21 protein-coding genes and 2 pseudogenes are annotated in these 21,895 nt (G+C 60.4%); 15 read left to right on the top strand and 8 right to left on the bottom strand.

Annotated features, from left to right (window positions below):
- Positions 1 to 4: 4 nt before the first annotated feature.
- The 4 genes and pseudogenes from CHB75_RS17295 to CHB75_RS17280 form a co-directional block, all read right to left on the bottom strand.
- On the bottom strand, positions 5 to 802 hold the full coding sequence (locus CHB75_RS17295; RefSeq protein WP_089272784.1) for a CbbQ/NirQ/NorQ/GpvN family protein: 798 nt from the start codon (positions 800 to 802) through the stop codon (positions 5 to 7).
- Positions 803 to 804: 2 nt separating this feature from the next.
- Positions 805 to 2,166 carry a cbb3-type cytochrome c oxidase subunit I gene (locus CHB75_RS17290; RefSeq protein WP_089272876.1) on the bottom strand — a complete coding sequence of 454 codons (1,362 nt, stop codon included), beginning with the start codon at positions 2,164 to 2,166 and terminating at the stop codon, positions 805 to 807.
- 66 nt (positions 2,167 to 2,232) lie between these two features.
- Positions 2,233 to 2,714, bottom strand: a pseudogene (locus CHB75_RS17285) (c-type cytochrome).
- A 67-nt stretch (positions 2,715 to 2,781) separates the two neighbouring features.
- Positions 2,782 to 3,516 (bottom strand): annotated as a pseudogene (locus tag CHB75_RS17280) (Crp/Fnr family transcriptional regulator).
- 181 nt (positions 3,517 to 3,697) lie between these two features.
- Between CHB75_RS17280 and CHB75_RS17275 the strand changes: the two are divergent.
- The 3 genes from CHB75_RS17275 (at position 3,698) to CHB75_RS17265 (ending at position 6,036) form a co-directional block, all read left to right on the top strand.
- Complete coding sequence (locus tag CHB75_RS17275) at positions 3,698 to 4,129, top strand: pseudoazurin (RefSeq protein WP_245841043.1); 432 nt, start codon at positions 3,698 to 3,700, stop codon at positions 4,127 to 4,129.
- Positions 4,130 to 4,195: 66 nt separating this feature from the next.
- Positions 4,196 to 5,425 (top strand): copper-containing nitrite reductase, encoded by a 1,230-nt coding sequence (nirK, locus tag CHB75_RS17270; RefSeq protein ID WP_089272782.1) that lies wholly within the window; start codon positions 4,196 to 4,198, stop codon positions 5,423 to 5,425.
- Between the two features lie 23 nt (positions 5,426 to 5,448).
- On the top strand, positions 5,449 to 6,036 hold the full coding sequence (locus CHB75_RS17265) for a formylglycine-generating enzyme family protein (protein WP_245841041.1): 588 nt from the start codon (positions 5,449 to 5,451) through the stop codon (positions 6,034 to 6,036).
- Here CHB75_RS17265 and CHB75_RS17260 read toward each other — a convergent pair.
- From CHB75_RS17260 to CHB75_RS21755, 3 genes are read right to left on the bottom strand one after another with little or no spacing between them, the layout of a single operon-like run.
- Positions 6,033 to 6,752: an NnrU family protein gene (locus CHB75_RS17260; RefSeq protein WP_089272780.1), complete on the bottom strand. Its 720-nt coding sequence runs from the start codon at positions 6,750 to 6,752 to the stop codon at positions 6,033 to 6,035. The two genes, CHB75_RS17265 and CHB75_RS17260, sit on opposite strands and share 4 nt — an antisense overlap.
- The gene (locus CHB75_RS17255) at positions 6,661 to 7,104 is read right to left on the bottom strand and encodes a group III truncated hemoglobin (protein WP_245841039.1); all 444 of its coding nucleotides are present in this window, start codon (positions 7,102 to 7,104) and stop codon (positions 6,661 to 6,663) included. The genes CHB75_RS17260 and CHB75_RS17255 overlap by 92 nt, the downstream gene beginning before the upstream one ends.
- On the bottom strand, positions 7,101 to 7,256 hold the full coding sequence (locus CHB75_RS21755; RefSeq protein ID WP_176439180.1) for a hypothetical protein: 156 nt from the start codon (positions 7,254 to 7,256) through the stop codon (positions 7,101 to 7,103). The genes CHB75_RS17255 and CHB75_RS21755 overlap by 4 nt, the downstream gene beginning before the upstream one ends.
- Positions 7,257 to 7,337: 81 nt before the next feature.
- Between CHB75_RS21755 and CHB75_RS17250 the strand changes: the two genes are divergently transcribed.
- Complete coding sequence (locus CHB75_RS17250) at positions 7,338 to 7,766, top strand: RrF2 family transcriptional regulator (RefSeq protein WP_089272778.1); 429 nt, start codon at positions 7,338 to 7,340, stop codon at positions 7,764 to 7,766.
- Between the two features lie 230 nt (positions 7,767 to 7,996).
- Here CHB75_RS17250 and CHB75_RS17245 read toward each other — a convergent pair whose 3' ends face one another.
- Entirely contained in the window at positions 7,997 to 9,106 is a 1,110-nt protein-coding gene (locus CHB75_RS17245; RefSeq protein ID WP_089272776.1) for a mandelate racemase/muconate lactonizing enzyme family protein, read from the bottom strand.
- A 112-nt stretch (positions 9,107 to 9,218) separates the two neighbouring features.
- Between CHB75_RS17245 and pdxR the strand changes: the two genes are divergently transcribed.
- From pdxR to CHB75_RS17190, 11 genes are all read left to right on the top strand, one after another.
- A complete protein-coding gene (gene pdxR / locus CHB75_RS17240) occupies positions 9,219 to 10,706 on the top strand; it encodes a MocR-like pyridoxine biosynthesis transcription factor PdxR (RefSeq protein WP_089272774.1) in 1,488 nt (495 codons plus the stop codon).
- Between the two features lie 104 nt (positions 10,707 to 10,810).
- Entirely contained in the window at positions 10,811 to 12,127 is a 1,317-nt protein-coding gene (locus CHB75_RS17235) for an NAD(P)/FAD-dependent oxidoreductase (RefSeq protein WP_089272772.1), read from the top strand.
- 102 nt (positions 12,128 to 12,229) lie between these two features.
- Positions 12,230 to 13,270, top strand: a complete 1,041-nt coding sequence (locus tag CHB75_RS17230; protein WP_089272770.1) for a polyamine ABC transporter substrate-binding protein — start codon at positions 12,230 to 12,232, stop codon at positions 13,268 to 13,270.
- Between the two features lie 67 nt (positions 13,271 to 13,337).
- A complete protein-coding gene (locus CHB75_RS17225; protein WP_089272768.1) occupies positions 13,338 to 14,426 on the top strand; it encodes an ABC transporter ATP-binding protein in 1,089 nt (362 codons plus the stop codon).
- 1 nt (position 14,427) lies between these two features.
- The gene (locus CHB75_RS17220; RefSeq protein WP_089272766.1) at positions 14,428 to 15,312 is read left to right on the top strand and encodes an ABC transporter permease; all 885 of its coding nucleotides are present in this window, start codon (positions 14,428 to 14,430) and stop codon (positions 15,310 to 15,312) included.
- Positions 15,312 to 16,142: an ABC transporter permease gene (locus CHB75_RS17215; RefSeq protein ID WP_089272764.1), complete on the top strand. Its 831-nt coding sequence runs from the start codon at positions 15,312 to 15,314 to the stop codon at positions 16,140 to 16,142. Before CHB75_RS17220 ends, CHB75_RS17215 begins: the two co-directional genes overlap by 1 nt.
- A 101-nt stretch (positions 16,143 to 16,243) precedes the next feature.
- Positions 16,244 to 16,618: a cupin domain-containing protein gene (locus CHB75_RS17210; RefSeq protein WP_089272762.1), complete on the top strand. Its 375-nt coding sequence runs from the start codon at positions 16,244 to 16,246 to the stop codon at positions 16,616 to 16,618.
- 82 nt (positions 16,619 to 16,700) lie between these two features.
- Positions 16,701 to 18,338, top strand: coding sequence for a GMC family oxidoreductase (locus CHB75_RS17205; protein WP_089272760.1), 1,638 nt, complete (start codon positions 16,701 to 16,703; stop codon positions 18,336 to 18,338).
- Positions 18,339 to 18,521: 183 nt separating this feature from the next.
- Positions 18,522 to 19,742: an NAD-dependent epimerase/dehydratase family protein gene (locus CHB75_RS17200; RefSeq protein ID WP_089272758.1), complete on the top strand. Its 1,221-nt coding sequence runs from the start codon at positions 18,522 to 18,524 to the stop codon at positions 19,740 to 19,742.
- Positions 19,739 to 20,584 (top strand): glycosyltransferase, encoded by an 846-nt coding sequence (locus CHB75_RS17195; protein WP_089272756.1) that lies wholly within the window; start codon positions 19,739 to 19,741, stop codon positions 20,582 to 20,584. The genes CHB75_RS17200 and CHB75_RS17195 overlap by 4 nt, the downstream gene beginning before the upstream one ends.
- Positions 20,581 to 21,468: an NAD-dependent epimerase/dehydratase family protein gene (locus CHB75_RS17190; RefSeq protein WP_089272755.1), complete on the top strand. Its 888-nt coding sequence runs from the start codon at positions 20,581 to 20,583 to the stop codon at positions 21,466 to 21,468. The genes CHB75_RS17195 and CHB75_RS17190 overlap by 4 nt, the downstream gene beginning before the upstream one ends.
- Positions 21,469 to 21,895: the final 427 nt, after the last annotated feature.

Genomic DNA, 21,895 nt, shown 5'->3' with positions numbered 1-21,895 from the left:
GATCCTACCCGTAGATCGTCGTGACCAGATCACGCAGGGCGGTCTGTATGTCGGCATCATCGCTCAGTGGTTCGATCACTGCGGCCTCCAGCGCCTTGTCGACGCCCATGCCACCGGCCATCAGGGTCGCCGCATAGATCAGCAGCCGGGTCGACACGCCTTCCTCAAGGTCCATGCCCGACAGGTTGCGGATATGCCCGCCAAGCCGGACCAGAGGTGCGACCCTCCCCGGCTCAAGCCCGCTTTCCTGCGCCACGACGGCGATTTCCGTTTCGGGGTCGGGAAATCCAAAGGTGATCGCCAGAAACCTCTGACGGGTCGATGGCTTCATCCGCTTCAGCACATTCTGATAGCCGGGATTATAACTGGCGATCAGCATGAAGCCGGGCGGTGCCACCAGTTCTTCGCCGGTGCGGTCGATCATCAGGGTGCGGCGGTTGTCGGTCAGCGGGTGCAGCACCACGGTGACATCCTTGCGCGCTTTGACCACCTCGTCGAGGTAACAGATCGCACCTTCGCGCACCGCGCGGGTCAGCGGGCCATCGACCCATTCGGTTTCGCCACCGCGCAGCAGGTAGCGCCCGATCAGGTCCGCCGCCGACAGATCGTCGTGACAGGCAACGGTGTAAAGACGGCGCCCGGATCGCGCCGCCATATGCTCAACGAACCGGGTCTTGCCGCAGCCGGTGGGCCCCTTCAGAAGAAGGGGCAAACCGTTTTCATGGGCCGCATCGAACAGGGCGCATTCATGCCCCGTTTCGGCATAGTAGGGAACGGCGGCTACGCCAGTATGGGCGTTCATGCTCATTCCCCCGGCATCGGATCAGGTTGGGAGGAGGCCGGAGCCGGCAAGACCACCTCGCGGCCGCGCACAACCATGATCGAGTAGATGAACAGCAGCGCCCCCACAACGACGGCTGCGCCTGCGCCGAAACGTATGATGTAGAATAGCCCCAGCTCGTCCTGAACCTCCATGTAGTAGTAACCCAGCACCCGCTGCATATGGGTCTGGATCACCCCGGCAAAGGTCAGGGTGAAGGTCATGAACGCCATGCCAACCATCATAAGCCAGAAAGACCCCATGTTCAGCACCTGGGTGTAAGGATCGCGGCCCCGCAAAAGCGGCATCGCATAGGTGATGATCGCAAGGTTCATCGCCACATAGGTCCCGTAAAACGACAGGTGCCCGTGCGCCGCAGTGATCTGCGTGCCGTGGCTGTAGAAGTTGACGCCGTGCAGCGTGTGCAGAAAGCCCCAGACACCCGCACCAAAGAAGGCAACGGTGGCCGAACCCAGCGACCAAAGCAGCGCCGCCTTGTTCGGGTGGTTGCGGCGGCCCTTCCAGACTATGACAAAGGCAAAGGACATCATCAGGAAAAACGGGATCACCTCGAACGTCGAGAAGATCGAGCCGACCCACTGCCAGTACCCCGGCAGGCCGATCCAGTAGAAATGGTGCCCGGTGCCAAGGATGCCAGAAAACAGCGCCGTCGCCACGATGACGTAAAGCCATTTTTCGACAACTTCGCGGTCCACGCCCGTCATCTTGAGCAGCAGGAAGGCCAGCACCGACGCCATCACAAGTTCCCAGGTCGCCTCGACCCAGAGATGGACGACAAACCACCAGTACATCTTGTCCAGGCTCAGGTTTTCGGGATTGATGAAGGCGAACACCCAGAGCAGCGACAACAGCCAGAGACCGGTGAGCAGCACATTGGTGATCGCGGTCTTCTTGCCCGCAAGCACGGTCATCGAGATGTTGAACAGAAAGATCAGCGCGGCGACAAGGATGCCCAGTTTGACCCAGAGCGGCTGTTCCAGAAACTCGCGCCCGCCGTGGATGCCGACAAGATAGCTGCCGACCGCCCCCAACGTGCCGACCATCAGCAGGATCAACTGAATGTAGGCCAGCTTGACCGAATAGATCTCGCGCTCGGATTCTTCGGGCACAAGGAAATAAGCCGCACCAAATAAGCCCAGCAGCAGCCAGACGATCAATGCGTTGGTGTGGATCATGCGGATGATGTGAAAGGGAAACGTCTCGGCCAAAAAGTTCGGCTGGACGTAGATCCAGCCAATGACCAGCCCGCCCAGAACCTGCACGGCAAACAATGCTATTGCGCAGACGAAATAGGCATAGGCGACTTTCTGAGATTGGTATTTCATGATTTTCTCCATTTCGCGCAATTTGGTCCGAAAACCGGTTTCCACTTTTCGGATTGCGTCCGCTCCTCAGCCTGCATCGTTGGGCGGCCAGCCCAGTGTGTCGGTCTGGTCGGTCCAGCGAAGAAATTCGGCCAAGCCGCGCTTGTCCTCTTCGGTCATTGTGAAATGCGGCATCTGGCGGCGGCCTTCGATGCCGCTAGGCTGTGCCTCGATCCAGCCATCCATCATCTCGTAGGCCGCTTCGGGGTTGTCCGTGACGCCCCACCGGGTCATGACGTTGCCAAGCTCGGGCGCGAAATAGGCACCTTAGCCGTGCAGCGTGTGACAGTTGATGCAGCGTTGCGTTCCCACACACGTTTGCCATGGATCACCGCCTCGCTCAGCGGCGTGCCTGCGGTAGAGGCGTTCACGATATATTTATGGCTTTGCACGGTCAGCGCGATGAAGACGACGACGAAGAAAAGCGATCCGCCGTAGAAGATGTTGCGCGCCCGCGAAAGCGAAGTTTGCGCATCCGCAATGTTCCGGGCGATTGAATGTGAAATCATGCCGTTATTTGTGGGCATAGGGATCAGGCCGCGGGGGCACCCCCGCCGACGCTGACACAGGATGCTTTCACCACACTCCGACGGGGCGCGGGCGGGCGCGATCAGATTCGCGCGGCGCTTCGGCCAGTGTGACCAGATGCTCGGGCTGGCTTACCATGATGTGCTTGCGGCGGCTTTCCACGATGCGCTCGCGCTCCCACGCGCTGAGCAGACGGCTGACGGTGTGCAGGGTGGTTCCGGTCATCTCGGACAGGTCCTGCCGGGTGACAGGGAAATCCACCTCGATCCCATTGTCCGTCTTGCGGCCCATCTGCGTGATCAGGCGCAACAGGGCGTTGGCCACGCGTCGTTCCACCTGCTGGGTCGCCATTTCCATCATCCGGTCGTGCATCTCGTTCAGACGCTTGCCGATGGTGTGATGGCTTGCGGCAGCAAACCCGGGATATCGGGCCACGTATTGTGACCACAACCGCATTGGCCAGGACAGCGCTATGGTTTCGGATGCGGCAACCGAGGTTGCGGGATATCGCGTGTGGCCGAATGCATCCGCGATGCCGAACAACTACCCCGCCGGTATATGCAGGATCGTCACATGCGCGCCTTCGGCGGTCATGCGGACAACACGGATGTAGCCATCGAGCAGCAGAAAAAACCGCTCGGCCGACGCGCTCTCCTCAAAGATCGCGTCCCCCGCATCATAACGCTGCGAAGCCGCCTCATCGAGGATTGCCCGGATCTCGTCCTTGGTCAGCGACGCGAAGGGGGAAAGGTGGGTCAGAAGGCTTTCGTCGAGTTTTCGCAAGTCGTTTCCGATCCGATCCGGCCCGCCTCTCATCCGCGAGACAGGGGAATTCCGCACCTTTGATACCATGCCTTTCGGGGTTGCCCACTGAAACCCGCAGGAAGTTTGCGATTGCACAACGCGTTCTGACGCCGCGCCCCGTACATGCAGGCAAGGTTAATTAAAATTGAGAGGAAGCCGGATGTTTACCAAGACAAGCGCAGCACTTGCAGCGGTACTGATGCTTTCGGGCGCGGCCTGGGCCGATACGGTCGAGGTTCAGATGCTCAACAAGGGCGCGGCCGGCACGATGGTATTCGAACCCGCCTTTGTTCACATCGCCCCCGGCGACACGGTGAAATTTGTCGCCTCCTCCAAGGGCCATAACGCGGAAACCGTCGACGGCATGATCCCCGCAGGGGCCGCACCGTTCAAGGGCAAGGTCAATGAAGAGATCGAAGTGACGCTGGACGTGGACGGGCTCTATGCCGTCAAGTGCCTGCCGCATTTCGCCATGGGCATGGTGATGACCATCGCCGTGGGTGACGCAGTCACGATGCCCGACGGCTATCTCGAAGGGCGTCTGCCGAAGAAGGCCAAAGAACGCTTTCAAGAGCAGCTGGGAAAGCTGTGAGCCGCCATTCGGGTCGGCATCTGGAGCCGACCCATCCCTGTCCAAGAACTGATACTGGAGACTGCCATGACACGCCACGATGATGAAAAACTGCAATCCCCGGGCCGCCGCAACGTGTTGCGCGGATCGGCGCTGGCTGGGGCCGCAGCCCTGACCGGGTCCTTTGCAACTGCAACCGCTGCAACCGCGGCCGCGCGCACACCCTTTGCCCCGCCCCGGATCACGATGCCCGGTGCAGAGATGCTGCGCGTTAAGCAGCAGATCAATGCCGCTGAACCTGTAGATCTGTCCGGCTACGAGCGTGTGACGCAAACGCTGGTCCGCCCGCCGTTCGCGCCGAAACACGATCAGGTCGCACAGGGCGCGCCGAAAATCGTCGAAATCGAGATGGTCGTCGATGAACGTCTGATGGTCGTCGACGAAGATACCGGCGCGTCGATCGGGGCGATGACCTATAACGGCTCTGTACCCGGTCCGCTGATCATCGTGCATCAGGACGACTATGTCGAACTGACCCTGAAAAGCCTGAGCCGCAATGCGCTGGAACACAACATCGATTTCCATGCCTCGACCGGGGCACTGGGTGGCGGTGCGCTGACGCACATCTATCCCGGTGAAGAAACCGTTCTGCGCTTCAAGGCGACCAAGCCGGGGTGCTTTACCTATCACTGCGCACCGGGCGGCGCGATGATCCCTTACCACGTCTGCCACGGCATGAACGGCGCCATCATGGTGCTGCCGCGCGACGGGTTGAAGGACAAGGACGGCAATGCGCTGACCTATGACGAAATCGCCTATATCGGGGAACAGGATTACTACCTGCCCAGAAACGAAGATGGCACCTTCAAGACCTATTCGAGCGACGGCGACGACTATGCTGAATCGCTCGAGGCGATGCGCACGCTGACGCCGTCGCATGTGGTGTTCAACGGTGCGGTCGGCGCGCTGACGGGTGCCAATGCCCTGCGCTCGGCCGTGGGCAAGACAGTGCTGATGATCCACAATCAGGCGAACCGGGACAGCCGCCCCCACCTGATCGGCGGTCACGGCAACGTTGTCTGGGAAAGCGGTTCGTTCAGCGACGCGCCGATGACCGGCATGGAAACCTGGTTCGTGCGCGGCGGCAGCGCCATGGCCGCGATGTACACCTTTGAGCAGCCCGGCGTTTATGCCTACGTCAACCACAACGTGATCGAGGCCGCCATTCTGGGCGCCACCGCGCATTTCGTTGTGGATGGCGACTGGAACAACGCGCTGATGGAGCAGGTCGTCGCCCCCCGCTCGACCGAAGCCTGAACCCTCCGAAAGGATGATGTGCCATGAAACGCCACGGTCTGTTCCGCATTGCCACTGTTGTGGCGGCATCGGCGGTCGTGGCGGGGGCGCTTGTCACAGGGGCCGCATGGATGACACGCGGCCCCGATCTGACTCACCTGCCGGACATGGTGGGTCCGATCACAATGGATAACGGCAGGCAGGCCTGGGTTCAGAAGTACGAAGTCACCGTGGCGGAATGGAACGCCTGTCACGCTGCGGGCGGTTGCGCGCTTTGGCTGGTTGTCCGCTCTGATCAGAACGCCGCTGACACGCCCGCAACCGGGCTCAGCTATCCCGACGCTCTTGAGTATGTCAGATGGCTGAACACGACCACCGGGCAATCCTTTCGTCTGCCCGGCGTTGCCGAATGGCAAGTCGTGGCGCACAGCGTCCTGCCCGAAGAACCCGATCCGATTTTCACCGATCCGGCGCTTAGATGGGCCTCTGCCTATCTGATCAAGGCTGACATTCCGCGCGCACTGAAAGCCAAGGGCAGTTTTTCCACGACGAAAGATGGGATCGCGGATCTGGATGGGTCTGTTTGGGAATGGACGGCGGATTGTTTCTCGGACACTCCCCCGCCCGTCTAGGGCAGCGGCGATACCCCAAGGACGACCGGATGCGCCCCAAGCAGCCCCACGTAAAGCACAGCTGCGAACACAGCCCGAAACGCCGCCCCGCGCCATGATGCGGGGCGCGGGACCAGCGGACCTTTGGCGATGCTCTGGCGCATGGCAGCCCAGCGCTCCGGCCCCATCTCGCGCCTCTTGCGGCGGTCGACGATGCGCATGCCAAGCAGGGCAAACCCCGCAAAGACCCCGAACAGGATCACATGCGCCAGATCGCCGTTGGGCACGAGGTGCGCCAAAGCCCACAGCGCCAGTGCCGCCAGCAGCGGATGCCGCACCCAGCGGGTGATCCCCGGGTGTGCCGCGTCAAACTGATCGTTGCGCGCACCGCTAAAGGACAACGGACTTGGCCGGGCGATCGCGAAACTGATCAACACGCAGGCTGCCGCCATGGCGATCAAAGGCACCCAGGTTTGCCATGGGGCGCGATACCAAACCGCCACATAGGGTGCCGTTTTCGCCGCTATGATCAGCCATGCCAGAACGGCCAGCGACAGGGCCGAGTAGGTGATGGAAAATCCGCGCCTGCCCAGCCCATGACGCCCTGCCCGGTTTCGCGCGCAGCAGCGTAGGCGGGAGCCATCATTATCCGCCCTCCGCCGGGGCCGCGGCCTTCTTGGTCCATGCCTGACCCAGATAGGGCATCCGCGCCTCGCCGCCTTCCTGTGGCAGGCCATAGCTCAGCCCGCGCCCGATCCTGTGCACAAGCGCGGACCAGGCCTGCGCCAGGGGCTGCGGCAATTCCTCTTCCAGCACCGCGTCGAACAACGTCAGCCAGACAGGAAAATGCTGCGACCTGACGTTGCCTGCCGCCATATGGGCCTGCATCGGATTGCCGTCATAGCAGCGCTGCAACAACAGCGCGTTGCGCCAGAACCGACCGATCTTTTCTTCGTGTGCGGGCCAGTCAGCGACATGCGCCCCAAAGACCGGACCAAGCGTAGGGTGCGACCGGACCCGGGTATAAAACCGCGACACGACCCGATCGATCTGCGCCTCTGTGACAGGGATACGCGGCGGCATGGTCATGCCACGATGATCCAGACGACGATCAGGCAAAGGACAAGATAGAAAAGCGTGTTCACCATCCAACGGATCAGACCGGCCTCACCTTCGGGGTCAACCCCCAGACGTTCGCAGGCCTTGGTTCCCGGCCACAGGAATGCTTCGGACAGTGTCATGGGACTCACCCTTTAATCGGCATTTATTATGCGCATTATCTAGCGCTTTTAATTGCGCATTTCAAATGCTAAATATGTCGCATGCAGTTGAACAAATTCACGGACTACGCCCTACGCGTACTGATGACCCTGGCGGTGCGTGCACCTGCACGTGTGCCAACCTCAGAGATCGCCGCGCTTTTCGGGTTGTCGGAAAACCACCTGTCGAAGGTCGCGACTGAGCTTGCCCGCGCAGGGTTTGTCGCCTCGGAAAGAGGCCGCAACGGTGGTCTGATCCTCGCGCGCCCTGCGGATGAGATCCGTATCGGTGACGTCGTGCGGGCGATGAAGCGCAATGACCCGGTGGTCGAATGTTTCGGCACCAACACTACCTGCCTGATCCTGCCCGCCTGCGGCCTGCGCGCCCCCCTGGCACAGGCGCAAGAGGCGTTTTTTGCCACGCTGGACCGCTATACGCTGGCTGACGTAACCCGGTCCCGTCGCGCGCTTGAGGCGTTGCTTGAGGTGTAATGTCTCGGGGCGGATTCTTATGTTGGATTGTATTGTCATTTTGTTTCCGCCGGTTACGAAACTGACACTTTACGTTCGTGTAAGTGCATGGCCGCCCCACTTGGCCCATTGGATCGCGGTATTTCTGCCGCGCGGCGTTGCTGCCGAAAAGTCCTCAGAAACAAACGGAGATTGAGCGTGGCAAGTGCTTATGCTGATCGTGCAGGCTGAGTTGAATCCGGGGCCTGACACTAGTTTGGGACGCGGGTACTGACCTGATACCGTGATCGGGCAAGCCAGTCTGGATTGATCACGATACCCCATCCGGGGGCATCAGTAACGGTGACCCTGCCACCAGTCACGGCGAAGGGATCGTTGAGGAAGAGGCCATCCTGCCAAGGATAGTAGTCAAGCCCCTCGATCGAAAATTCGAGGTACTTGCCCGCATTCGGGATGGCGCGCAAAAGGTGCATGGTGAACAGTGTTACCATGGACAGGTTCGCACAATGGGGTGTGATTGGCATGCCTGCCTCCGCAGCCATCTTCGCGACCCGCAGCGTGCGTGCCATGCCGCCGAGATAGCAGATGTCCGGTTGCAAAATGTCGACGATCCGCCCGTCGATCATGCCCTTCCAATTTGCCATCATGCAGTCCTGTTCGCCGCCCGTCACGTCGATGGCCAGCGCATCTGTCACCTCCTTGGTCTGGGCGAATTCCCAGTAGGGGCAGGGCTCTTCGTAATGGGATACGCCGTGATCCTGCAGCATGTTGCCCACTTCGATAGCCTTTGCAGGCGAATAGCAGGAATTCGCATCAACCATCAGCGTGGCCTCGTCACCCAGCGCGCGGCGGATGGTTGGCACGATCTCCTCGGTTCGGCCGGGCCATTCGTCGGTATCATGGCCGACTTCGGCGCCGATGCGAAACTTGAACGCGTCGAAACCGTGCGTGTCGCGCAGCCGCAGGAAACGCTCTGCCTCGTCCTTTGGGGTGATGTCGCGCTTCATCGAGGAGGCATAGGCGCGGAATGTTCCCGGCGTGCCGCCGATCAATGCGCACACCGGCTTGCCCTCAAGCTTGCCCCGCATGTCCCAGATGGCTGTATCGACCCCGCCCATGGCGCGACGCAAATACGCGCCGGGGAACTTGTGTTCGCGGTCCCGTACAGTATCCAGCATCGCGTCGATGTCGTTGCAGTCCATGCCAAGTGCCACTGGCGCCACCTGCCGGTGCAGGACCTGCGCGGTAATGTCGGCATTGTAGGGTGCCACCTGGCCCCAACCTTGTGCGCCACTATCTGACGTGACCCGCACAAAGCAGATGTATTCGTTCGAAAAGGTTTCGATTTCTTCGAGGTGCATGTGTTCAGGCCATGATTGTGTACTTGACTAGTCCCGAAGCTGGCGAAAAATTGGATCCATAGACATATCCATTTTCACAAGATGGCTGGACCAATTGTCCCGAAAGGACCCCATGAAACAGTCGGCGGGTGCCCTGCTTTCATCGATCCAGCTGGATCGCGCTTCGAAAAAGAGCGTCAGTGCGCAACTATATATGGCGCTGCGCAGTCTCATACTCGCAGGCGGGCTGCGGTCAGGGGAACGCTTGCCCGCTACGCGAATTTTGGCGAAGGAGGTGGGCGTTTCACGTACGACGGTGATTGATGCAATCGATCGGCTGGTCGCCGAAGGGATGCTGATTTCCCGCGTTGGCGCAGGCACATTCGTCAGCGACACGCTGGAGCAACAGAGTTTGCAGGGTCAGGCTGCGTCGACGTCGGCTTCTGGGCCGCGGCCGCGTTTGTCTTATGCGATCAACCATGCGGAAAAATCCTATGCCAAACGAACATGGCTGCCGCACAAGACCGGCGCTTTTGTGTCCGCCCTCCCGGCCTTTGATGCCTTTCCGATGGCGCATTGGTCCCGGATTTCCGCGCGCCATCTGCGCGGCGAGCGTGGCGACCTGATGGGCTATGGCCAGCCCAAAGGACTGGAGGCCCTGCGTCAGGCGATTGCCTCGCACCTGAGCACGCTCAAGGGGATTCAGTGCCATGCAGAGCAGATCTTTATCACCTCGGGTGCGCAACACGCCTTTTCCCTGATCGGAAAGCTGTTCCTCAATCCCGGGGATCGGGTGTGGATGGAAAACCCCGGCGCGTCGGGGGCACGCAATGCGATGCTGTCCGAAGGCGCGGAACTTGTACCTGTTTCGGTCGACGATCAGGGTCTGGTGGTCGAAGACGGGCTCGCAAGGGCGCCGCATTTCCGACTGGCCTTCGTGACGCCGTCGCATCAGCAACCGCTTGGCCATGTCATGTCGCTGCAGCGGCGGTTGCAGCTCCTGAAGGCGGCAGAGGCGGCGCAGGCCCTTATCATCGAAGACGACTACGACGGTGAATTCTACTACGGGAACACGCCGCAACCGGCGCTTCGGGGTATCGATGCCAGTGGCCGTGTGCTGTATGTCGGAACCTTCTCGAAATCCCTGTTCCCGTCTCTGCGGCTGGGGTTCGTGCTGGTACCCCAGCGCATGATCACCACATTCGACGACATTTTTCAGTCCTGGGCCAGCGGGCCATCGACCGCGACTCAGGCCATCGTCGCTGACTTCATGGATGAGGGGCATTTCGCGGCACATATCCGATTGATGCGGCGTCTGTACAAAGCGCGTTACATGGCGCTGATGGAGGCGGCCCAGTCGCTGCCCGATACGATCCGTGTGCAACAAACCACCAGCGGATTTCACACACCCGCACATCTTGCACCAGGTATCGACGAAGGTGAGGTTGTTGCCCAGGCTGCGGAACGGGGTGTGATCCTTGCCCCTCTCAGCCGGTATTGTCTGGAGCCGATCCCGCAACCCGGACTGGTTTTCGGCTTTGGCAGTGCCGCACCCGAAGATATCGTGAACGGAATTGAACTGATCCGTGACCTGCCCGCTCTGCGCAGAAAATTGGTCTAGATAATTTGTCATATTGGATATGAATTAGGTGCCAATGTTAACGTAGCGTTTGATCACGTTTTCGCGTCGCGGCAGCATCGCGCGCCACGCTTATGGAGGACCATATGGTTCGCACGACCCTGACGGGCATCAATCAGTATCCGTATTGGCACGACACTATCGGGCCTGCTCCAGATTTGTCCGATATGCCGCCCGCGAAGACCGATGTTCTCATCGTGGGCTCGGGTTATACGGGGCTGAACGCTGCATTGCAGGTTGCGCGCGCGGGCCGTTCGGTACTGGTCCTTGATGCCGGGGATGCGGGCTTTGGGTGCAGTACCCGCAACGGCGGCCAGATCAGCACGAGCGTGAAGCCGTCTTTGGGCAAGTTGACCGCCAAGTTTGGGGCGGAAAAGGCCCGTGCCATTCGTCAAGAGGGTGAAAATGCGCTGGAATGGCTTGACGGGTTCATCTCTGCCGAACAGCTTGATTGCGATTTCCGGCGCTCGGGCCGCTTTCACGCCGCCCACACGCCCGCAGAATACGAAACGCTCACGCGGGATAGTCAGACGATGCTCCGCGAGGAGGGGATCGAATACCATGCCGTGCCACGCAGCGAACAACGCAGCGAGTTGGGTACGGACAGCTACTTTGGCGGCGTGGTCTATCCACGGCACTGCTCCATCCATCCGGCGAAATATCACCGTGCGCTGTTGAACAAGACCCTCAAGGCAGGCGCCGATGTCGTGGCCCATTGTGCTGTCGAGGCGATCGAGCGGACCAGCATCGGGTTCCGGGTCCGCACCGCGAAAGGCCTTGTCGAAGCGCGGGACGTGATCGTGGCGACGAACGGATATACCAGCGGCCTCAGGCCCTGGCTCCGGCGGCGGATCATTCCCATCGGCAGTTATATCATTGCGACAGAGAAATTGCCCGAGGCGCTGGTGGACGAATTGTTTCCGACCGACCGGGTCGCCAGCGATACCTGCAAGGTGGTGTACTATTACCGGGCGTCTCCGGACCGGCGGCGGATCCTTTTTGGCGGGCGGGTGACGTCCCGGGAAACCGATACCGCTGAAGGCGGCGCGCTGCTTTACAACAACATGTGTCGCATCTTTCCGCAGCTGGAAGGGCGTGCGATCAGCCATTCCTGGAGCGGCATCGTCGCCTACAGTTTCGACGAACTGGCGCACACCGGGGTTCATGACGGGGTGCATTACGCGCTTGGTTACTGCGGGTCGGGTGTCTCGATGGCGAGCTACCTGGGGATGCGCGCCGGGCAGAAGGTGCTTGGCCTGCGCGAAGGCCAAACCGCCTTTGACGGCCTGCCGCATCCGACGCGGCCGCTTTACAATGGGTCGCCCTGGTTCCTTCCGGCGGTGGTTTCCTATTATCGCTGGCAGGACAGGCGCCAGACCGAAAGGGCGCTCGCTGCGTCCTGAAAGAACGTGTCCGCCCGGTCCATGCCGAGCCGAGGTGAGACGAAAACAAAAAAATTCGGCCATATCCGCGCAAAAGCGGTTCATCCAACAGAGAGACAGCCAATGAAACAGAAAACTCTAGCGACAATTGTAGCGTCGCTGCTGGCCACAACTGCCATGGCAGACGGCAAGCAGGTGACAATCGCCTCCTGGGGCGGCTCCTATCAGGAGGCCCAGAGCAAGGCGCTGTTCGAACCCGCAGCCATCGCGACCGGGATCGAGGTCAAGCAGGAAAGCTACGGCGGGATGTCCGACGTGCGTCTACAGGTCGAGACAGGGCAGGTGACGCTGGACATCGTGGCAAGCGGTTCAGGGTCGGCGGCACGGGCGGGGGCCGAAGGGCTGCTGGAAGAGCTCGATTACGGTGTGATCGACGTCACGGATTTCTATCCGACGCTTTATTCCAAGTACTGCGTCGGTGGTGACGTTTTCTCGACAGTCTTTTCCTGGAACCCGGAAATCTATGGTGCGGATGGCCTGAGCAGCTGGGCCGATTTCTGGGATGTCGAAAAATTCCCGGGCCGCCGTGCCTATCGTGGTGGCGTGGCCGGTGCTCTGGAACCCGCCCTGATGGCGGACGGCGTCGCACCGGAAGATGTGTATTCGGTTCTGGGGTCGGAAGAGGGCATCGAACGGGCTTTGGACAAGATTCGCGAACTTCGGCCCTTCATTGATGTCTTCTGGACCTCGGGTGCGCAGCATGCCCAGTTGATGAAAGATGGCGAGGTGGACATGACAACCGGCTGGAATGGTCGGTTCGACAATGCGGCCAAGGATGGCGCCAAAGTCACCTACACCTTTAATCAGGCACTGCTGGATTATGACTGTTTTGGTGTTCCGAAGGGGGCCCCGAACCGCGATACGGCTATGGCATTTCTCGCCGAAATCTCGAAGCCCGAGTATCAGGACGACCTGCCCAAATACATCACCTACGGCCCCACCAACCGCGCCGCCTATGCGACGGGTGTGATCGACGCGGCCACCGCCGCAGCGCTGCCATCCTCGCCTGAAAATGCGGCCCTCCAGCTGCCCATTTCGTTGGAATGGTATGCTGAGTGGGAGACGATCGCCGCCGAGATGTATCAGGAAATGCTGACTGAGTAATCGTGCTCGGAACACTGTCCCGGCTGGCGCTTGCGTCTGCCGGGCAATCTATTGGCTGGGGGTTTCTTTGAATACCGAAAAACAGGATGCGCTGCCGATCACGGTGACGAACGTCACCAAGACCTACGGCAAGGTCCGTGCGCTCGACGACGTATCACTGGACGTCAAAAGCGGTGAGTTCCTCACGCTCCTCGGGCCGTCGGGGTCCGGCAAGTCAACTCTTCTGATGGTTCTTGCCGGGTTTACCCGCCCCGATTGCGGAAGCCTGAAATTCGGCGGCAGCGAAGTGATCCGGACCCCCCCGCATCTGCGAGACGTGGGTATGACGTTCCAAAGCTATGCCTTGTTCCCGCATATGACCGTGTTTGGGAATGTCGGCTATCCACTGCGCCTGCGCAAAGTGCCCAAGGTCGAAATGCGGGACCGCGTGGAGCAGGCGCTGGAAACGGTCCAGCTTGGCGGGTTCGGGGACCGGCGTATCGACCAGCTGTCCGGCGGCCAGCGTCAGCGCGTGGCAGTCGCCCGCGCCATCGTTTTTGAACCGCGCATCCTGCTGATGGATGAACCGCTGTCGGCGCTCGACAAGAAACTGCGCGAACAGATGCAGATCGAACTGCGCCATCTGCATGAAAAGCTGGGCATGACCACCGTCTATGTGACTCACGATCAGCGCGAAGCCCTGACAATGTCAGATCGGATCGCAGTCGTGAACCATGGCCGGATCATGCAACTTGCCACACCCCGGGACCTTTACGAACGGCCCGCGAACCGCTTTGTGGCCGATTTTATCGGGGATTCCACGTTCCTTCCGGTGACGCGGCGGAACGGCCAGGTGTGTTATGGGGACATGGCGCTGAAACATGATGCACCCGCGCCGGACGCGCCGGACCTGCTTTTGATGATCCGTCCCGAACGCATTGTCCTGTCCGACGACGGGCCGGTGAACGGTGCGAACAATTTCCCCGCCACGGTCAACGATGTCGTCTATCAAGGTGACAGCTATCTGGTTCAGGCCCGGATGGAAGATGGCAGCCAGATTTCGATCCGACGTGCGATGCGCGGTTCTAACATCACATCGATGCCCGTGGTCGGGGACATGATCACAATGAGCCTTGCGCCCGAGGATACCGTCCTGATCGACGGTAGCGAGGCCTGAGATGCCGACGTCGCGCGTAAACGAGACCGGGCTGAGACTGGATGACCGGCTGGAACGGTTGCGGTTGTTCGGCCTCAGTTCGCCGGCGATCCTGCTGATCCTCGTCGTTCTTGTCATCCCCGTGGGCTGGTTGTTCTATGTCTCTTTCGTCGGGGCCGATGGCCAGTTCTCTTTGGAGAATTACCAACGGATGATCGACCGGGCGTCCTACGCCCGCATCTTTGCCACCACGTTCAAGGTGAGCTTCCTCACCACCGGCATATGCATCCTGATCGGCTATCCGCTGGCCTATTTCATGTCCCAGCTTCCGCCGCGGCTTGCCAGTCTCTGCATGATCACGGTGCTGCTGCCGTTCTGGACCTCTCTGCTGGTGCGCACCTATGCGTGGCTTGTCCTGCTGCAAAGGCAGGGTCTGGTGAACGACTGGGCAATCGGCCTTGGGCTTTGGGACGAACCGATCAAGATGGTGCACAACATGACCGGAACGCTGATCGGCATGGTTCATATCATGCTGCCCTTCCTGATCCTGCCGACCTATGGCGCGATGAAATCCATCAGCCGTGATTACATGAAAGCCGCCTCTAACCTTGGGGCGACCCCGAAGACGGCGTTCTGGACGGTGTTCTTTCCGCTCTCGACGCCCGGCCTTTTTGCCGGGGCGCTGATGGTGTTCATCCTCTGCCTCGGCTTCTTTGTGACGCCTGCGGTTCTGGGGGGCGGCAAGGTCATCATGGTGTCGATGAAGATCGTCTCGAACATCGAGCTTTTCGTGAACTGGGGGGCCGCCAGCGCATTGGGCGTGGTTCTTTTGTCCTTGGCGGTGATCGTGCTCTGGGTGGCGTCGCGCTTTCTCAACCTTGATCAGATATCCGGGGGTGGGCACTGATGCTGCGCTGGTTCAGAGCCCCCGCCACCGAAACTCAGATCAGCCACGGCCAGCGTCTATGGCTCTATGTTCTGTGCGTGATCATCATGGTGCTGCTTGTCACGCCAACGCTGATCGTGATCCCGATGTCGTTTTCCGACAGCCAGTATCTGGAATTTCCGCCCGAAAATTGGTCCCTGCGCTGGTACGAACATTTCTTCGGCTCCGCCGAATGGATGCGGGCGACAAAGACGTCCTTCACGGTGGCCTTCCTCACCATGCTGGTTGCGACCCCGGTCGGGGTTCTTGCCGCTTATGGGCTTCATGCCTCACGGGTGCGTTTTGTGCGGGCGGCTTATCTGCTGATGATTGCCCCGATGATGGTGCCGGTGGTCCTGGTCGCGATCGGTGCCTTCTATGCCTATGTGAAGCTCAAGATTCTTTATACGGTCGCCGGTCTGGTCCTTGCACATACGATGCTGGCCTTGCCGCTTGTGGTGATTGTGACCGGGTCCGCGCTAAAAGGGTTCGATATGCAGCTTGAGGCGGCCGCGCGGAGCCTTGGCGCGCCCCGCTGGTACGCCTTCCTGACAGTGACCCTGCCGCAGATCAGGTTCGCGGTCGTCACCAGCGCCCTGCTGTCCTTCCTTACGTCGTTCGACGAAGTGGTTGTGGCCATGTTCATTTCCGGGGGGGACAATCCGACGCTGACGCGGAACATGTTCAACGCATTGCGCGACCAGATCGATCCGACCATCGCGGCGATCTCGACCCTGATGATCCTTGTCACCACGGTCATGATGGTGCTTGTTCAGGTGTTCGGGCAGCAACGTAAACCACCCCCGGAATAGGGTGCCCCAACGTATCATTTTTCTGCCGCGCCCGGGACCACCCTGACGTCGCACCCATCTGCCCGGACCAAGACAATTCGTTCACCCTACCGGAGACTCACATGATCGACCTTCAGACTTTCGCCGACCTCGCTTCGGTTCCGCTTGGCCCTTTTGCGGACAAACCCACCACGCTCACCCCGGGCCAGCAAGAGGCGTCGGCCCTGCTCTGGTCCTCTGGTGACGGGCGGACAATGATCGGGGTCTGGGAATGCACGCCCGGGCGCTTTACCGCAGACCGCACGGCGTCGGGTGAGTACTGCCATATCCTGTCGGGGCGGGCTTCGGTGTCAAATTCCGACGGCAGCGGTACGCGGGACATTGGACCGGGCGATCTGCTGGTATTGCCACAGGGTTGGACCGGCGAATGGGTGATCCATGAACATATACGCAAGCTTTTCATCATGAACCCGGAGACGCCTGCCATAGCCGACTAAGTCCGCATGCGACGACCTATCCAAAACCAGTCCAATTGAAAGCGGCCGACATACCGGCGTCAAAACAGGGCGAGCTGTTCAAATGTCCGAATACGACTTTATCATCGTTGGCGCCGGTTCCGCTGGCTGCGTGCTTGCCAACAGGCTGAGCGAGAACGGCAAATTTTCCGTCCTCCTGCTCGAAGCCGGGGGCAGCGATCTGAATTTCTGGATCTGGATGCCGATCGGCTATGGCAAGACATTCTACCGGCGCAGCGTCAACTGGATGTACCTGACCGAGCCGATCCCCGCCTTGAACGACCGGGTGTCCTACTGGCCACGGGGCAAGGTGATGGGGGGGTCAAGCTCGATCAACGCCATGGTCTATATCCGCGGCCAGCAGCAGGATTTTGAGGATTGGCGCGAGATGGGCAATCTCGGCTGGGGCTGGGACGATGTTCTGCCATATTTCCGCAAGGCCGAAACCAATGACCGGGGCGGGGACGATTTTCGCGGCGACAGCGGCCCGCTGCATGTGGCGACGATGGACCGGGATTTGCACCCGCTGTGTCAGGATTTCATCAAGGCCGGGCTGGAATTGCAGTTTCGTTACAACCCCGATTTCAACGGCGCGCGCCAGGATGGCGTCGGAACCTATCAGAACACCGCCAAGGGCGGAATGCGCATGTCGACCGCGCGGGCCTATATCCGCCCGGCCCGTAACCGTGCGAACCTGAGGATAGAAAAGCGGGCACTCGCGACCCGTATCCTGTTTGAGGGAAAGCGCGCCACCGGTGTTCGATACCGCCAGAACGGGCAGGAAAAGCAGGCCAGCGCCCGACGTGAGGTGATCCTGTCCGCCGGGGCCGTGAATTCACCACAGCTTTTGCAACTGTCCGGGATCGGCCCGGCGGATCTGCTGCGCAAATGCGGGGTCGGCGTGCACCACATGCTTAGCGGTGTCGGCAGGAATCTTCAGGACCATCTGACGGTCGATCATATCTATCGCGCGAAGGTGCCGACGCTGAACGAACAGCTGTATCCCTGGTATGGCAAATTGCGGCACGGAATCCGCTATCTGCTGACCCGGCGCGGCCCACTGTCGCTTGGCGTCAATCAGGCCGGAGGCTTCGTTGCCACGCGGCCCGGTCTGGAACGGCCGAACATGCAACTCTTCTTTTCGCCGGTAAGCTATACCAAGGCCCCGCCGGGCAAGCGCCCGCTGATGAACCCCGATCCCTTTCCGGGGTTCGTGATCAGCGCGCAGCCGACACGACCAACCAGCCGGGGGCATCTGGCGATCCGTTCTGCTGATCCATCCGAACCACCGGAAATTCACCCGAATTACCTGTCCACCGAATTTGACCTGCAGGAAATTCTCGAAGGTTCCAGGCTTTTGCGCAGCCTTGCGGCGACCCCAGCCCTGCGCCGCGTGATCGATGCGGAAATCGCCCCGGGCCCACAGGCGCAATCGGACGCAGAACTGCTGGCCGACTGTCGGCAACGGGTTGGCACCGTGTTCCATCCGGTCAGTACCTGCCGAATGGGGCCGGATCCAGACCAAGACGTGGTCGACAATCGCCTGCGGGTTCACGGACTTGTCGGCCTCAGGGTTGCTGACGCTTCGATCTTTCCGACGGTGACCTCGGGCAACACCAATGCGCCGGTAATCATGGTGGCTGAAAAGGCCGCTGATCTGATCCTCGCTGATCACGCGCCCCAGTCTGGGGGAGCGCACTGACCGGCCCGCCGGGATGTTGTAGCTGACCCCGCAGCTGGCCGGTTGGTCGGGGATGTTGCCAAAGTCATCTGCTTGTTACCAAGATGTTTCAAAACGGGCGAAGATTCACACGGGAACAGAGCGGCCTGCCAGCCGGTTAAGAACAATACGGTTGGCGACGGGACAATCGGCGAGGAGACGATGATGAAAATTGCGATTTTGGGCGGCGACGGCTTTGTGGGCTGGCCCTCGACACTGCACCTGTCGGACCTGGGCCACCAGGTTCATATCATCGACAATCTGTCCCGTCGCTGGATCGACACGGAACTGGGCGTACAATCCCTGACGCCGATGGATTCAATTCAGGAACGTTGCCGCATCTGGCGCGAAGTCACGGGGCGCAGGATCCATTTCCACCTTCTGGATGTGGCCAAGGAATATGAACGGCTGAAAGGTTGGCTGGCACAGGAACGCCCCGATGCCATCATCCACTTTGCCGAACAGCGCGCCGCGCCCTATTCGATGAAGTCCGACCGGCACAAGGTCTACACCGTCAACAACAACACCAACGCGACGCACAACCTGCTGGCCGCAATGGTAGAAACCGGGATCGACGCACACCTTGTCCACCTCGGGACCATGGGTGTCTATGGCTATTCCAGCGTTGGTGCGGCAATTCCCGAAGGGTATCTGGACGTCGAAGTAGAAAACCTGAAAGGCGAGAAGGTCCACCAAGAGATCCTCTATCCGACCCGCCCGGGATCGGTCTATCACATGACCAAGAGCCTTGATCAGATCCTGTTTCAGTTCTACGCCCAGAACGACGGGCTGCGGATTACCGATCTGCATCAGGGCATCGTCTGGGGCACGCACACCGCGCAGACGCGGATGCACGAACAGCTGATCAACCGGTTCGATTATGACGGCGACTATGGAACGGTGCTGAACCGTTTCCTGATTCAGGCGGCGATCGACTATCCGCTGACGGTACACGGCACGGGCGGGCAGACGCGCGCCTTTATCCATATTCAGGATTCTGTGCGCTGTATCGAACTGGCCCTTGGCGATGCGCCGAAAGCCGGTGAAAAAGTGCGGATCTTCAACCAGATGACTGAAACGCATCGGATCCGCGATCTGGCCGGGATTGTCTGTGATCTGGTCGGAGCGAAGACGGTGATGCTGCCCAACCCGCGCAAAGAGGCTGAAGAGAACGATCTGGTTGTGAAGAACGATCAGTTCCTGAAACTCGGGCTTCAGCCGACAACGCTGGCCGATGGATTGTTGTCTGAGATGGTCGATGTGGCACGGAAATACGCACATAGGATCGACCGCAGCCGCGTGCCTGCGGTGTCGGCCTGGACCAAGGATATTGCCCGCGCTATCAACCACGATCCCGAGGGGAAGGCGTTGAAATCCGTGTCATGACAGACGGATTGCGGCCAGAGCGCGCGCCGCAGAGTGATCGCGCCTATGTCACGCTTGTGACCAACGCCGACTTCGCCCTGGGCGCGCGGGCCTTGGTACGTTCGATTGTGGCCAGTGGGACGGCGGCGGATATTGTCGTCCTGCATACCGGGGCGGTTGAGGAGCGCGATCTTGCGCCACTTCGCGTGCTTGGCGCACGTCTGGTGGCCACGGATTTGCTGCCGACATCCGACGCTTTCAATCTGGCCCATGGGCGGGACAGGCTGCATGGCGCAGCACCCTTCACCAAGGGCAACAAGCCGCCGTTTCACACACCGCTCGATAATTTCGCCAAGCTGCGGCTGTGGCAGTTGGACTATGACCGTGTTGTCTTTCTGGATGCGGATACGCTGATGCTGCGCAACTGCGACCGGCTGTTCGACTATCCCGAATTTTGTGCCGCGCCCAATGTCTACGAAAGCCTTGCTGATTTTCACCGGATGAACTCGGGTGTGTTCACGGCCCGACCGAACCCCGAGACATTTACGCGGATGCTGGAGGACCTCGACCAGCCCGGTGCATTCTGGCGGCGCACGGACCAGACTTTTTTGGAACACTTCTTTCCCGACTGGCACGGGCTTCCTGTCATCTACAACACGTTGCAATATGTCTGGTTCAACATGCCCGCGCTCTGGGACTGGTCAGCGATCCGCATCCTGCATTTCCAGTATGAAAAGCCGTGGCAGGACCCGCATCCCAAAGGCGCGCAACTGGCACCGCTGATCGAACTCTGGAAAGCCTATGCCGGTGACGGGCTATTGCCGGATATTGCAGCATTGCCGGGACCGGTGGTGGCGACGTGAGAATTGCAGTCACCGGGGCGACGGGGCGTGTCGGGTATTGGATCGCGCAGGGTCTGCTTGAAAACGGGCACGATGTGGTGGCCGTGGGGCGTCAACCTGCGGCTATTGCCGGGGTGGGGCATCTGGCCCAAGATCTTGACGGGCCGCCGCCGGACCTGTCAGGCTTTGATGCCCTTGTTCACGCGGCCTTTTCGCATGTCCCCGGGAAATATCGCGGCGGCGAAGGCGATGATCCGGACGGGTTCCGACACCGCAATCTTGACGGCACCCTGCGGCTGTTTGATGCCGCACAGAATCTGGACCGCATTGTTTTTCTGTCCTCCCGGGCCGTCTACGGCGCCTATCCTGCGGGTACGGAACTTGGCGAAGATCTGCCGCCTTTGCCGGACACCCTTTATGGCATGGTGAAACACGAGGCGGAAATTGCGCTGTCCCAGATGTCCGGACCGGCCACGATCAGCCTTCGGGCCACCGGGGTCTATGGGGCCGCACCGCCCGGCCAGCAGCATAAATGGCAGGGGTTGTTCAACGAATTCTCATCGGGCCAGACGATTGCCCCCCACATCGCGACCGAAGTGCATGCCACCGACCTTGCCAACGCTGTGCAACTGGTCCTGACCGCATCGCGAGAAAAATGCGGGGCAGGGGTGTTCAACGTGTCCGATTTTGCGCTCGACCGACGCGATCTGTTACAGACCTATGCCGCGGTCACAGGCGCTAGTGGCGAGTTGCCGCCCTGTGGTGACGCCTCTTTGGTGAGCGGGATGACGACGGAGCGGCTGCGCACACTCGGCTGGTGTCCTGGCGGGCAAGGCACATTTCCCGCCCGACTATCCAAGATGATTTCTGCGCAGCACCAACTTGGCCAGAATTCACCCCGATGAGTTGACGGCTGGCAGCAGCCTCAGAGTCCTTTGCCAGGGTTGAACTGGCCGATCATATCTGGAATGCAGCACAAAGGTCGGTGCGCGGATCGGTGCGCACATCATCAAGCCAGCCGCGATCCAAATGGTAGGGCTGCTGGCCATACCGACAAACCTCCATCGCCAGAGCACCGCATTCCAGCCCAGCTCGAGCTGACTTTACCCGTTAGCAGCCTTGAGTAATCGGCCTGGATCCGTGTTGAACTCTTCCGGAGCCGTACTTCCGGAGAAATCGACCTTGGCCCGGAGTGATTCAGCGATTCCTCCGGGATTTTGGCGAACGGGCAAAGCTACCCTTGGGGTAGTGTGTGGATAAGGCTGTGTGTAACACCATATCTAGGAGCGCTGGATGCTGCAGTGCGGAAGGAAGTTGCTTAGTGTTGGTGTG

Source organism: Puniceibacterium sediminis (assembly GCF_900188035.1).
Taxonomy (GTDB): Bacteria; Pseudomonadota; Alphaproteobacteria; order Rhodobacterales; family Rhodobacteraceae; genus Puniceibacterium; species Puniceibacterium sediminis.
The sequence above is the reverse complement of the archived record's forward strand: the minus strand, read 5'-3'. Positions and strand labels throughout refer to the sequence as shown.